Raw genomic sequence first — 14,247 nt, forward strand, 5'->3', positions numbered from 1 at the left:
GTACTTTAAAACTTGACTTTGTAGGACGAAACATAAAAAATGCTTGCTTTAGTTTTATATGCATTTATTCGATCACCCTTCGACTAAATGACATGGTTTGCAATGGACATTTTCTCTAGCCGAGAAAATGATTTTGTCCAAGTGCTGTTTATCCCAACAGTTCTTCTACGATGCTGTAACAACTCAAACGGTTGTGAGCTCAGAAATTTTTCCTATTGCAGCAAAAACTTGGAACTATGTGTGCTATAACAATGCAGACAGTAAATGAATGAACACTATTTGTGCCTCCCATAAATAGTGATAAAGACTAGGGTGAATCACGTTGGAACTTTTATCTGGTGGTGAAATGCTCGTTCGCGCACTCGCGGATGAGGGCGTTGAGCACGTTTTTGGATACCCAGGCGGCGCAGTTTTACATATTTATGATGCGCTCTTTCAACAAGACAAAATCAATCACTATCTGGTACGCCACGAGCAAGCAGCTGGTCATATGGCTGATGCCTATTCGCGTGTAACCGGAAAAACTGGTGTTGTGCTCGTCACGTCTGGCCCAGGGGCAACCAATACCGTAACTCCAATTGCAACTGCATATATGGACTCTATTCCGATGGTCATTCTATCGGGACAGGTTGCGTCACATCTTATTGGTGAAGATGCCTTTCAGGAAACAGACATGGTGGGAATTTCCCGTCCAATCGTCAAACACAGTTTCCAAGTCCGTCATGCAAGTGAAATTCCTGCAATTATTAAAAAAGCATTTTATATCGCTTCATCGGGTCGTCCTGGTCCGGTCGTGGTTGATATTCCAAAAGATGTGACTAATCCTGCTGAAAAATTTGCCTATGAATACCCAGAAAAGGTCAAGCTGCGTTCGTATCAGCCACCTTCTCGCGGCCATTCGGGTCAAATTCGTAAAGCTGTAGATGAGCTATTAACCGCTAAGCGTCCGGTGATTTACACCGGTGGTGGTGTGGTACAAGGCAATGCATCTGAATCGCTCCGAGAACTGGCACGTGTGCTGGGTTTCCCTGTAACCAATACCTTGATGGGCTTGGGTGCATTTCCGGGTGATGATCCGCAATTCTTGGGTATGCTTGGCATGCACGGTACCTATGAAGCCAATATGGCCATGCATAATGCCGATGTGATCTTGGCAATTGGTGCACGTTTTGATGACCGTGTGACCAATAATCCGGCCAAGTTCTGTTTAAATGCCAAAGTCATTCATATTGATATCGATCCGGCGGCCATCTCAAAAACCATCATGGCGCATATCCCGATTGTGGGTGCGGTACAGCCAGTTCTTCAGGAAATGCTGACACAGCTTAAGCAGCTGAATGTGTCGAAGCCAAACCCAGAAGCGATGGCTGAGTGGTGGGAGCAAATCAATGAGTGGCGCAAAGTTCACGGATTGAAATATCAAGCCGCGCAAAACGGTGAAATGAAGCCACAACAGGTGGTTGAGGCGCTTTATAAAGCGACTGATGGTGAAGCGATTATCACCTCAGACGTTGGGCAGCATCAGATGTTTGGCGCACTGTATTACAAGTACAAGCGTCCGCGTCAGTGGATCAACTCGGGTGGTCTTGGCACCATGGGCGTTGGCTTGCCGTATGCGATGGCAGCCAAACTGGCTTGTCCTGATCAGCACGTGGTGTGTATTACAGGCGAAGCGTCGATCCAGATGTGTATTCAGGAACTTTCGACCTGTAAGCAATATGGCTTAAACGTGAAGATTCTGTGCCTCAATAACCGTGCCCTCGGGATGGTTAAACAGTGGCAGGATATGAACTATGAAGGCCGACATTCAAGCTCTTATGTCGAGTCTTTACCTGACTTTGCCAAGCTGATGGACGCCTATGGTCATGTTGGTATTCAGATTGATCATGCCGATGAGTTAGAGTCTAAGCTTGCAGAGGCCATGGCCATCAATGATAAATGTGTGTTTATCAATGTCATGGTTGATCGTACTGAACACGTTTATCCAATGTTGGTTGCGGGTCAGTCGATGCGTGATATGTGGATTTCTAAAGGGGAGCGCATTTAATGAGACACATTATTTCGGTACTCGTTGAGAACGAAGCTGGTGCGCTTTCACGTCTAGTCGGGCTATTTAGTCAACGTGGCTACAACATTGAAACCTTGAATGTTGCGCCAACAGAAGATCCGACCTTGTCGCGTTTAACCCTGACCACCTATGGTGATGACCACAAAATCGAACAGATCACCAAGCAGCTAAATAAGCTGGTTGAAGTGGTCAAAGTGGTTGATCTTTCAGAAGGCGCGCATATTGAGCGTGAGCTGATGTTGATCAAGGTTAAAGCCTTGGGTTCAGCACGTGCGGAAATCAAGCGTACAGCGGATATCTTCCGCGCCGCAATTGTCGACGTGACACCGACCACGTATACCATCCAGATCGCAGGGACGACAGATAAGCTCGATGGATTTATTGATGCCTTAGCTGAAAATACCATTTTAGAAGTGGTTCGCTCAGGTGTCTCAGGTATCGCGCGTGGCGAAAAAGTATTAAGTATTTAAACCAAATTAACGTATTTTAGCGGAGAAAACAGATGCAAATTTTTTACGATAAAGATTGTGACTTATCAATCATCCAAGGCAAAAAAGTAGCAATTATTGGTTACGGTTCACAAGGTCACGCGCATGCGCTAAACCTAAAAGATTCTGGTGTAGACGTGACTGTTGGTCTGCGTGCAAATTCAGCATCTTGGAAAAAAGCTGAAAATGCTGGCTTAAAAGTTGCAGAAGTGCCTGAAGCTGTGAAACAAGCTGACTTGGTGATGATTTTGACTCCAGATGAGTTCCAGTCACAACTTTACCGTGATGTGATTGAGCCAAACATCAAAGAAGGTGCAACTTTAGCATTTGCACACGGTTTCTCTGTTCTTTACAACCAAGTTGTTCCACGTAAAGATCTTGACGTGATCATGGTTGCACCAAAAGCACCAGGCCATACAGTTCGTTCTGAATTCCAGCGCGGTTCAGGTGTACCTGATTTGATCGCAATCCATCAAGATGCTTCAGGTAATGCACGTAACGTTGCATTGTCTTATGCCTCTGGTGTTGGTGGTGGCCGTACCGGTATTATCGAAACTTCATTCCGCGAAGAAACTGAAACTGACTTGTTCGGTGAGCAAGCGGTACTTTGTGGTGGTGCAGTTGAACTGGTTAAAATGGGCTTCGAAACTTTGGTTGAAGCGGGTTATTCACCAGAAATGGCATACTTCGAATGTTTGCACGAACTTAAGTTAATTGTAGACTTGATGTTCGAAGGCGGTATTGCGGACATGAACTACTCGGTATCAAACAATGCGGAGTATGGCGAATACGTAACTGGCGTTGAAGTAATCAACGAACAGTCTCGCGAAGCGATGCGTAATGCACTTAAACGTATTCAATCTGGCGAATACGCGAAAATGTTCATTCAGGAAGGTGCGTTGAACTATCCTTCTATGACTGCACGTCGCCGTCAAAATGCGGCACACGGTATTGAAGTAACAGGTGCGAAATTACGTGCAATGATGCCGTGGATTCAAGCCAACAAAATCGTAGACAAAGAGAAAAACTAATTTTTCTTTTTGGTAAAAAAATCCCGTCTTGAGACGGGATTTTTTTTACCTTTTTAATTAGATAATGTGAATTGATTCATAATAATAATTAAATAACGTGTTTTATTTCATTGATTTTTAAAATAAAAAAAGGTGGATTTACGAATAGTAAAGAAGCGCTTTAATGTTAGAATCATAAGTAATCGTGTGGGTCGGATTAACAATAATAATGATGCGTTGTTGTTGCCTAACACTCTAAAAACAGCAAGCAGTTTAATAAATAATCATGGAAGTCCTTTATGGAACATGTTGATTACGACAGTACCATTGTCATCGGTTCTATTGTTCTGGCGGTGATAATCTGCTTTGTCGCAATCTCTTTGCAACAATTAATTTTTAAAAAACGTTATTTACCTTATGAAAAGATCATTATGCTGGGCTGTGGTCTGGTCCTTGGTCTTGCGATCTGGGCCATGCATTTTGTCGGTATGCTGGCTTGCCATTTACCCAAGCCATATTATTTTGATCCGAGTTTAACGCTGGTTTCTTACCTGATTGCTTTTGTGGCATCGACCTTTGCAATCTGGTTGATTACTCGTGAAACCTTGCCGATTGCACGACTGGTGATTGGTTCGGTGCTTATGGGCTTGGGCATTTCCGGCATGCATTATACTGGCATGATGGGACTGATACTCGAACATTACACCATCGACTATGATCCGTTATTGGTGGTGTTTTCGGTATTGATCGCGATTAGCGGGTCAGGACTTGCCTTTTTATTGATCTTTAAATATAAAAACGCGCAAAAAAGTAAAGTCTATCTGCAACTTGCTGCCGCAACCACCTTGGCACTTGCGATTGTCGGTTTGCATTATACCGGCATGACTGCCACGATGTTTATCGATAAAGATTTGACTAGCGGCATTGCGCTGAATCAGACCAGTCATGACTTGCTGTTATTTACGATTATTTTTATTACCAGTTTGGTATTGATGGCGGGTTATTGCGTGGCCGTGTTGGAGTTGCGTCTTGAAGAGCGTAATAAGGCATTGCTTAAACTCAACCGCGAACTGGCCAATTTAGCTGTACATGATAATTTAACTAAATTGCCCAATCGTTTGTTTTTGATGGACTATGTTAAAGACAGATTTGCAGACCCGCACCAGCAACATGAAAAAATTGCATTTTTATATCTGGATCTAGATCGCTTTAAGTCGATCAATGATGCATTTGGCCACCATGTGGGTGATCAATTACTGATTCAGGTGGCCAATCGCATTCAAGAGCAGCTCGATGAAAACGGGAAGTTGCTCAGGATTGGAGGTGATGAGTTCCTACTGATTATTGAAAATAAAACAACCCGCCAAGTTGCAAAAATCGCAGAAGATGTTCTCAAGCATTTGCAAGAAACCTACCAGATCACCAGTAAAGAAATTAATATCTCGGGCAGTATTGGGATTGCGATTTATCCTGAACATGGTCACAACATGCAAGATTTGCTCATTAATGCCGATATCGCCATGGTCATGGCCAAAGATCAAGGCCGGAATACCTACTCGATTTTTAACTATTCGAGTGAGCAAAATGAAACACGCAGTCAATCCAAGTTAATTAATGACCTGTATAAGGCTGTTGAAGAAAAACAATTTGTGTTGTTCTATCAGCCCAAATATGACACCACGCTTAAAATTTGTGGTGTTGAAGCATTGATTCGATGGCAGCATCCTAGTTTTGGGCTGCTTAGCCCGCATATGTTTATCGATGGTGCTGAAAAAACTGGCTTGATTGTTCCGATGGGTTACTGGGCACTCGAGCAAGCCTGTAAGCAAATACAAGAGTGGGAAACACAAGGTACAGCGTTATATCCAATTGCAGTCAATTTATCGGCCATTCAGTTTGAAAATAAACATCTGGTCAAGACACTACAAGACTTAATCAAAAAATACCGCATCCGGCCCAATCACCTGACGATCGAGATTACCGAGTCAACCGCGATGCGGCATATCGACTTAAGTATTTCGACCTTTGAACAACTTCGTGCATTGGGAATCCGAATTGCGATTGACGACTTTGGTACAGGCCATTCGAGTTTTCTGTACTTAAAAGATTTGCCAGTAGATGAATTAAAGATTGACCGTGGATTTATTATTCATTTGACTAACGGTTCCAAAGAAGAGGTCATTTTAGACAGTATTATTCATCTGGCGACAAAACTCGGGTTGTATGTGACAGCAGAAGGTGTTGAAACTCAGTTACAGGCCGACATTCTAATTCGACTCGGCTGTCATCAGCTACAAGGTTATTTGCTGGGCAGGCCTATGCCTGTAGCGCAGTTAATCTCTCAAGTGGCAACAGCCGATTTTCAGGCAGTTCATTCATTGTAGTGCGCATGTAATACCTTATGGATGGATTCTTCTGTGGATAACCTAGAAGATATCAACAAGCATTAAATTAGCTGCCAAATCTGCTACAATTGCGACAATTTCGAATTCCCACATTTCAGTCTTGTGCCGGACGTACGTTTGATGGCCTGCTGAATTTAGATTGAAGACATCTTTCATGTTTAAAGAACAACTTGCGCGTGAAGTAAACGCACGACGTACTTTTGCAATTATTTCCCACCCCGATGCGGGTAAAACCACCATGACAGAGAAGCTGCTGTTATGGGGTAAGGCCATTCAGGTGGCGGGTATGGTCAAAAGCCGTAAATCAGATCGCTCTGCAACCTCCGACTGGATGGAAATGGAAAAAGAGCGTGGTATCTCGATTACCACCTCGGTGATGCAATTCCCATTTAAGCAGCACACCATTAACCTTTTGGATACACCGGGACACGAAGATTTCTCCGAAGACACCTACCGTACTCTAACGGCTGTCGACTCGGCGCTGATGGTGATTGACGGTGCCAAAGGGGTTGAGGAACGAACCATTAAACTGATGGAAGTGTGTCGTATGCGCGATACGCCAATCATTTCGTTTGTCAACAAAATGGACCGTGAAATTCGCGAACCGCTTGAGCTACTCGATGAAATTGAAAGCGTTTTAAATATCCGCTGTGTACCGATCACATGGCCACTGGGTATGGGACGCGACTTTGCAGGTGTATATAACCTGCTTGAAGACAAGCTTTATGTGTACAAAGCGGGCTTTGGTTCGACTATTACCGATATTGAAATTCGTGATGGCTATGATCACGCCGATATCCGTGAAAAAGTGGGTGAGCTGGCTTGGGCCTCTTTTGAGGAGTCTCTGGAGCTGGTACAAATGGCCAACGAACCGTTAGACCGTGAGCTGTTCTTGCAAGGTAAACAAACACCTGTACTGTTTGGTACCGCACTTGGCAACTTTGGAGTCGATCATGTTTTGGATGCCTTTATTCAGTGGGCACCAGAACCAAAAGCACATCCTACCCAAGAGCGTACCGTCGAGGCGACTGAAGAAGGATTTAGTGGCTTTGTATTTAAGATTCAGGCCAATATGGATCCGAAACATCGTGACCGGATTGCCTTTATGCGAATTTGTTCGGGTAAATATGAAAAAGGCCTGAAAATGAATCATGTGCGCTTGGGTAAAGACGTGCGGATTTCAGATGCACTAACCTTTTTGGCAGGCGAACGTGAGCATTTGGAAGAGGCTTGGCCGGGCGATATTATTGGTTTGCACAACCATGGTACCATCCAGATTGGGGATACCTTTACCAGTGGTGAAAAACTGCATTTTACCGGTATTCCGCACTTTGCGCCTGAAATGTTCCGCCGTGTACGTCTTAAAGATCCGCTTAAATCTAAGCAGTTGCAAAAAGGCTTAAAAGAGCTGTCAGAAGAAGGCGCAACGCAGGTCTTTATGCCACAAATCAGTAATGATCTGATTGTGGGGGCAGTAGGGGTGCTACAGTTTGATGTGGTGGCTTATCGCTTAAAAGAAGAATACAAAGTCGATTGTATTTACGAGCCGATCAGCGTGAACACCGTGCGTTGGGTGCATTGCGATGATGAAAAGATTTTTAATGAATTCAAGAAAAAAGCTCACGATCAACTTTCGGTCGATGGTGGTGGACACTTAACTTATTTGGCACCAAGTCGGGTCAATCTGCAACTGATGCAGGAACGCTGGCCTGATATCCAGTTCCGAAATACACGAGAACACTAAATAATGTAAAAAACAGCGTCTAAACAGACGCTGTTTTTTCTTTTAGAGTACAGCTTTGAGTTTGCAGGATTCGCATATGCGTCGATACATCTGGCTGTTAGGTCTCTGTTTGTGCATCATTGCCGCACTGTGTATATGGTTGTGGTTTGCTGCTGCACCAAAACTGCCAGCAGTTCCAGCGAAGACGCCAAGCAAAACAATACAAGTCGCTCCAATACAGAGTCAGTCTACTGCACTTCAGGTGCCAAAGCTTGAGTGTTCGTCTTCATCGACCTGTGCTCGTTTGGATGTTCAAACGCTGAAGACCAATGATCCCTGGCTGAAACAATGGATTGATCTACAGATTGCGGAAGTGATCAATGAGCAGCTCAAGAAAAAAATCACGCCGCCCACTCTGGATGCAGTGTTAAAGCAATATCTGAAACAATCTAAACAATGGCAAGCACAATACTCACGCAATCGACCGTATGAACTCAAGGTAAGTAGTGCAATCGCTTATCAAAAAAACCAGTATGTGCTGTTACAAATTGGACTCAATGCCAAACAGGAAGAAATTACCATAAAAAATCGTTATTACTTTATGGTGGCCGATCGTAAAAGCAAACGTATGATTGCTGTGAATGATATTCTTAACCCGAAACAGCAAGCACAATTTGAGCAATGGGTACAGACAGCCTACAAAAAATGGCGCAGCCAGCAGCCGAAAGACATACAAAAAGAAGCATCAAAACAGCTCGACTGGCGTAAGGCCGATTTGTTTTTTGATCAGGAGGGCATTGGTTTGCACTATCGTGCCAGCGAGATTTCAGAACACGCTGATCAGTTTGATTTGTATTTTACTGCACAGCAAACCAAGACGGTATTGAATCCAGCTATTTATCGAGATATGTTTTAACTCTGTATAGATATTTTAAGTAATGCTGGTCAAAGCGCAGTGGCTTGGATTAGCATCATCATATATGTAAATAAATGTGTAAGGCATTGCGTATGTTGCGATTTCAGAAGAATGCATGGATAGCCATTTTGGGAAGCACACTGGCTCTGGCGGCTTGTCAGCCTAAGCAAGCAGCAGAAGACGCTGCAAAAGCAGCATCGGCCACCGATTCATCCACTCAGGCACAGGCCTTGGCCATCGAAGGAAAAACGGTAAAACTGAATGCAGATTTACCAGAATGTGACGGCAATAATTGTCCAGAATTCGAGATCGAACGCCTGCAAAGTAATATGCCATGGATTGACCAACAGATTGATGCAGAAATTTTAAATAATTTGGCGCGTATTCTTGAAATATCCAAGTCGGTCAAAGCTGGTGATAGCGCGGCAAAGCCTGAAACCGGCGCTGCCAGTGCCGCAACGGGCGCGCAACCAGAGCAAATTACCCTTGAACAGCAAATTAAACCCTATGTGCGTTCATTTGTTGCTTTAGACAACGAAATGAAAACCTTAAGTGCGAATCATCAGTTGAATCTGATGATCAAGCCCTCAATTTTAAAATCGCAGCAACCAGTCGCCACAATTGTACTCAATACCAGTAGTTACTTGGGGGGAGCTCATGGCTCAGCCATGCAAGAATATTATAATTTCGATTTAAAACAGCAGAAACGACTGCATTTGAATGACTTACTGTTAGCCAAGCAAAAAGTAGCGCTAGAAAAGTTAGCTCACGAGGCCTTTAAAGCTTGGGTGATTGAATCGAAGCTCGCGACATCGGTAGACGAATATGAGCAGGCGTGGAAATTCAAGCTTTCGGATAATTTCTTACTCGGCGATGATGGACTTATTTTGCAATACGGCGAATATGAAATTGGCCCATATGCGGTTGGTTTACCGCGCTTGGTGATTCCATACTCACAACTCGGCGGTATTTTGAAACCCGAATATTTACCTCAAGCCAAAGGGCAGCGTTAATACAAGGATATTTTTAGATGCATCGCCTGTTTGATACGCACACGCATTTTGACGTTCCGGATTTTGATCCGGATCGCGTGGAGCTGGCTTATCGGGCGAAGGAACGTGGTGTTGAGGCATTGGTTCTGATTGGTTTTGTGGCTTCGCGCTTCGACGATCTATGCCGTGTACATGATCAAATCAATCAGCTCGATCAGGCGCCTCAAAGTTATCTGGCGCCCGGTTTGCATCCATTTTATATCAAAGAACATACCGATACAGATCTGCATCGGCTTGAGCAATTGCTGAAACAGCGGCCCTGTGTGGCAGTCGGTGAAATTGGCCTTGATACCTTTTTAAGCGAGCACAAGCAACCTGAAATATTCACTCAACAGCGTGCTTATTTTTCTGCGCAGCTCGACTTGGCAACGCAATATGACAAACCCGTTTTATTGCATATCCGTAAAGCCCATGCCGATGTGATCCAACTGCTCAAACAGCACAAATTTAAACATGGCGGTATTGCACATGCCTTTAGTGGCGGGGTGGAGGAAGCCAAAGCGCTCATTAAACTTGGTTTCAAACTAGGCGTCACTGGACAAATCACCAATCCAAACGCAAAAAAACTGCATCAAGTGGTTCAGGCTGTTGGTGCAGAGCACTTGGTGCTGGAGACCGATTGCCCCGATATGACCCCGTTATGCTGTCAGCAGTCCAATCAGACACGTACACGAAATACACCCGTCAATTTACCTTATGTCTTAGAAGGACTGGCGACATCACTCGGTTTGTCAGTAGATGAGTTGGCGCCGGTCATGTGGCAAAATGCACTGAACGCGCTACGATTAAATCAATAAAAAACAACATCCTTAAAAACAATAACCAAAACTGAACACTGTGTGTCCAAATCTGGCATACAGTAGAAAAACATCAAACAAAATCTTTAAAAACAAATAGCCAACCGGAGGATGACCGCATGGCCAGCTATAGTAAAATCAACAGTTTTAATGCATTAAAAACATTAAAAGTTTCAGGTCGTAATTACCAAATTTTTAGTCTGGCGCAGGCAGAAAAACAATTGGGTGATCTTGCGCAGTTGCCAAAATCGCTAAAAGTACTGCTTGAAAACCTACTTCGCTTTGAAGATAACCATACCGTAACGCAAGCCCATATTCAGGCACTTGTGGATTGGCAAAAAACGAAAACCTCTGAGCAGGAGATTCAATATCGACCTGCACGGGTACTCATGCAGGACTTTACTGGTGTTCCTGCTGTCGTCGATTTGGCTGCCATGCGTGCAGCGATGGCCAAGGCAGGAGGTGATCCGGAAAAAATTAATCCGCTTTCACCAGTCGATCTGGTCATTGATCACTCGGTAATGGTCGATCATTTTGCCACAGACGATGCGTTTGAAGAAAATGTTGAAATTGAGATGCAACGCAACGGCGAACGCTATCAATTTTTACGCTGGGGACAATCGGCCTTTAATAATTTTAGCGTTGTACCGCCGGGTACGGGTATTTGTCATCAGGTAAACCTTGAATATCTGGCGCAGGCGGTATGGACCAACGCAGAACAAGGGCACACCTATGCCTTTCCAGATACATTGGTCGGAACCGACTCGCATACTACCATGATCAATGGTTTAGGCGTATTAGGCTGGGGCGTAGGCGGAATTGAAGCTGAAGCAGCCATGTTGGGACAACCCATTTCCATGCTCATTCCAGAAGTGATTGGCTTCAAGCTGACTGGTAAACTCAAAGAAGGTATTACCGCAACCGACCTTGTATTGACTGTCACGCAAATGCTGCGCCAAAAAGGTGTGGTGGGTAAGTTTGTGGAATTTTACGGTGACGGGCTGGCAGATTTACCGCTTGCAGACCGTGCTACGATTGCCAATATGGCGCCAGAATACGGTGCGACCTGTGGATTCTTCCCAGTCGATGAGATTACCCTTGAATACATGCGTTTGACAGGACGCGATCCAGAGCGGATTGCACTGGTCGAGGATTACAGCAAAGAGCAGGGATTATGGCGTCACACTGGCGATGAGCCTGTATTTACTGATACGCTAACACTTGATATGGCCAGTGTTGAGGCGAGTTTGGCTGGCCCAAAACGTCCGCAAGACCGAGTGGTATTGTCAAAAGTTCCAGCAGCATTTCAAGCCGCTGTCGAGTTGAACTTACAACCGGCCAAACCTGAAAAACAGCGCCTAGAAAATGAAGGCGGTGGTACAGCGGTAGATGTTGAAGAAAGTCATCATGAATCCGATACGCCGTATTTTGAACTCGATGGACAGCGTTATGATCTTCATCATGGCGATGTGGTCATTTCTGCCATTACCTCATGTACCAATACCTCTAACCCAAGCGTAATGCTCGCGGCAGGTTTGTTAGCGAAAAAAGCCATTGAAAAAGGCCTACAACGTAAACCTTGGGTGAAAAGTTCACTGGCACCGGGCTCAAAAGTCGTCACCGAATATTTGGCAGCTGCCGGACTCACACCTTATCTGGATCAGCTTGGCTACAATCTGGTGGGTTATGGCTGTACCACCTGCATTGGGAACTCAGGACCATTACCCGACCCAATTGAAGCGGCCATTCAGAAGTATGATCTAAATGTAGCCTCGGTATTATCGGGTAACCGAAACTTTGAAGGTCGTGTCCATCCGCTGGTGAAAACCAACTGGCTTGCCTCACCACCTTTGGTTGTGGCTTATGGGCTGGCTGGTACCATTCGCAAAGATTTAACCGCCGAGCCTTTAGGTCAGGGCAAAAATGGTGAAGATATTTACCTCAAAGACATTTGGCCAAGCAGTGCAGAAATTGCAGCAGTATTGCAAAAGGTCGATACCGAGATGTTCCACAAGGAATATGCAGATGTTTTTGAAGGGGATGAAAGTTGGCAATCGATTCAAATTCCACACAGTAAAACCTATGAATGGGCCGATGATTCAACTTATATTCAGCATCCTCCATTTTTTGAAAAAATCGATCAGCCACCTGAGCCGATTCAGAATATTGAGCATGCACGTATTTTGGCCGTGCTAGGCGATTCGGTCACCACAGATCATATTTCACCTGCTGGTAATATCAAGAAAGACAGTCCCGCTGGTCGCTATCTCCAAGAAAATGGCATTGAACCTAAAGATTTTAACTCTTACGGTTCACGACGCGGCAATCATGAAGTCATGATGCGCGGTACTTTTGCCAATATCCGTATCAAAAATGAAATGCTGGGAGGCGAAGAGGGCGGTAACACCCTGCATATTCCGAGCGGTGAAAAACTCGCGATCTATGATGCTGCCATGCGTTATGCCGAGGAGCACACGCCACTGGTGATTGTGGCAGGTAAAGAGTACGGCACCGGCTCCTCTCGTGACTGGGCTGCTAAAGGCACCAATTTACTGGGTGTAAAAGCAGTCATTGCCGAAAGCTTTGAGCGTATTCACCGTTCTAATCTGGTTGGAATGGGGGTTTTGCCGTTACAGTTTGTCGATGGTCAAACACGACAATCTTTAAATCTGACCGGTAAAGAAGAGCTGTCTATTTTTGGTTTATCAGACGAGATTCAGCCGCATCAACAGCTTGACGTGAGTGTGACGCGTGAAGATGGATCGACTGAGAGCTTCAAAGTACTCTGTCGTATCGATACACTGAACGAAGTTGAGTACTTTAAAGCTGGCGGTATTTTGCATTATGTACTGCGCAATCTGATTGCAGCTTAAACATCCTTGAGTTCACTTTTTAAAGGCCTTTGTTATCATGACAAAGGCCTTTACTGTTGGGCTAACAATCGGCAGCTAAAACCAGTAAAATATGCCGTCTTTAAAATGAACTGATTTGAGCCGTATGACCGACTTCCACGACGATGAATATGAACGCCGTTTTGCAGGCGTTGCCAAAATTTATGGTGATGAAGCATTTCATCATTATGAACAAAGTCATGTCATGGTCATTGGAATTGGCGGTGTCGGGAGTTGGGCGGTTGAAGCCTTGGCGCGCACGGGAATTGCTCAATTAACGTTGGTCGATATGGATGTGCTGGCTGCATCGAATATTAACCGTCAGTTGCCTGCATTATCATCGACCTTGGGGCAAGAAAAAGCAGCGATCATGGCGGAGCGTTGTCGTCAGATCAACCCGCGAATTCAGGTCAATGTGATTGATGATTTTTTATCGGCCGATAATGTTGCAGATATATTGGCTGATCAACCCGATGTGGTGCTGGATTGTATTGATGATGTCAAAGCCAAACTTGCACTGATGCTGCACTGTCGTTTCAATAAGATTTCGTTAATTGTGTCTGGTGGAGCAGGTGGCAAACTGGATCCGCTTAAAATTCGCGTTGCAGATTTGTCTAAAACCGAACAAGACCCGATGCTGGCCAAGTTAAGAAGTCAGTTGCGGGCCAAAGGCATTTGTAAAAAGCCTAAAGAGAAGTTTGGCATTACCTGTATTTATTCGATTGATAATCCATTTTCCAGTGCAGAGGTGTGCGCAGCGGCGGGATTACGCTGCGGCGGATATGGCTCTGCGGTGGTGGTGACATCAAGCTTTGCCATGGTTGCCGTGGCAGAAGTGCTTAAAAAGCTCGATCTGAAAAATCACAAAATCAAACAGCACGCATAAATTTGGACAAA

Annotated in this window: 10 protein-coding genes; all 10 read left to right on the forward strand. The window is 44.7% G+C overall.

Translation table 11 applies throughout. The annotated features are described in order from the left end of the window. The first annotated feature begins 322 nt into the window (after positions 1–322). Positions 323–2,047, forward strand: coding sequence for an acetolactate synthase 3 large subunit (locus L2096_RS12920; RefSeq protein ID WP_004940576.1), 1,725 nt, complete (start codon positions 323–325; stop codon positions 2,045–2,047). Beyond that, entirely contained in the window at positions 2,047–2,538 is a 492-nt protein-coding gene (gene ilvN / locus L2096_RS12925) for an acetolactate synthase small subunit (protein ID WP_055414603.1), read from the forward strand. The genes L2096_RS12920 and ilvN overlap by 1 nt, the downstream gene beginning before the upstream one ends. A 32-nt stretch (positions 2,539–2,570) precedes the next feature. Further along, positions 2,571–3,587: a ketol-acid reductoisomerase gene (ilvC, locus tag L2096_RS12930; RefSeq protein ID WP_004940573.1), complete on the forward strand. Its 1,017-nt coding sequence runs from the start codon at positions 2,571–2,573 to the stop codon at positions 3,585–3,587. Between the two features lie 278 nt (positions 3,588–3,865). Next, a complete protein-coding gene (locus L2096_RS12935) occupies positions 3,866–5,950 on the forward strand; it encodes a bifunctional diguanylate cyclase/phosphodiesterase (RefSeq protein WP_151840688.1) in 2,085 nt (694 codons plus the stop codon). Positions 5,951–6,125: 175 nt separating this feature from the next. Beyond that, positions 6,126–7,715, forward strand: coding sequence for a peptide chain release factor 3 (locus tag L2096_RS12940; RefSeq protein ID WP_025095861.1), 1,590 nt, complete (start codon positions 6,126–6,128; stop codon positions 7,713–7,715). Between the two features lie 76 nt (positions 7,716–7,791). After that, a complete protein-coding gene (locus L2096_RS12945; protein WP_250365591.1) occupies positions 7,792–8,610 on the forward strand; it encodes a hypothetical protein in 819 nt (272 codons plus the stop codon). A 92-nt stretch (positions 8,611–8,702) separates the two neighbouring features. After that, positions 8,703–9,623 (forward strand): RsiV family protein, encoded by a 921-nt coding sequence (locus L2096_RS12950; protein ID WP_076033041.1) that lies wholly within the window; start codon positions 8,703–8,705, stop codon positions 9,621–9,623. A gap of 17 nt (positions 9,624–9,640) precedes the next feature. Continuing rightward, positions 9,641–10,459, forward strand: a complete 819-nt coding sequence (locus tag L2096_RS12955; protein ID WP_151978597.1) for a TatD family hydrolase — start codon at positions 9,641–9,643, stop codon at positions 10,457–10,459. A 119-nt stretch (positions 10,460–10,578) separates the two neighbouring features. Then, positions 10,579–13,332, forward strand: coding sequence for an aconitate hydratase AcnA (gene acnA / locus L2096_RS12960; protein WP_250365592.1), 2,754 nt, complete (start codon positions 10,579–10,581; stop codon positions 13,330–13,332). Between the two features lie 124 nt (positions 13,333–13,456). Further along, entirely contained in the window at positions 13,457–14,236 is a 780-nt protein-coding gene (locus L2096_RS12965) for a tRNA threonylcarbamoyladenosine dehydratase (RefSeq protein ID WP_048766336.1), read from the forward strand. Positions 14,237–14,247: the final 11 nt, after the last annotated feature.

It is taken from the genome of Acinetobacter sp. ACZLY 512 (assembly GCF_023614015.1).
GTDB lineage: Bacteria > Pseudomonadota > Gammaproteobacteria > Pseudomonadales > Moraxellaceae > Acinetobacter > Acinetobacter soli.

Bases quoted from the DNA above. Each gene is read 5' to 3' on its own strand.
- L2096_RS12965 (WP_048766336.1), top strand. From the start codon at position 13,457: ATGACCGACTTCCACGACGATGAATATGAACGCCGTTTTGCAGGCGTT.
- L2096_RS12950 (WP_076033041.1), top strand. From the start codon at position 8,703: ATGTTGCGATTTCAGAAGAATGCATGGATAGCCATTTTGGGAAGCACA.
- ilvC (WP_004940573.1), top strand. From the start codon at position 2,571: ATGCAAATTTTTTACGATAAAGATTGTGACTTATCAATCATCCAAGGC.
- L2096_RS12940 (WP_025095861.1), top strand. From the start codon at position 6,126: ATGTTTAAAGAACAACTTGCGCGTGAAGTAAACGCACGACGTACTTTT.
- ilvN (WP_055414603.1), top strand. From the start codon at position 2,047: ATGAGACACATTATTTCGGTACTCGTTGAGAACGAAGCTGGTGCGCTT.
- acnA (WP_250365592.1), top strand. From the start codon at position 10,579: ATGGCCAGCTATAGTAAAATCAACAGTTTTAATGCATTAAAAACATTA.
- L2096_RS12955 (WP_151978597.1), top strand. From the start codon at position 9,641: ATGCATCGCCTGTTTGATACGCACACGCATTTTGACGTTCCGGATTTT.
- L2096_RS12935 (WP_151840688.1), top strand. From the start codon at position 3,866: ATGGAACATGTTGATTACGACAGTACCATTGTCATCGGTTCTATTGTT.
- L2096_RS12945 (WP_250365591.1), top strand. From the start codon at position 7,792: ATGCGTCGATACATCTGGCTGTTAGGTCTCTGTTTGTGCATCATTGCC.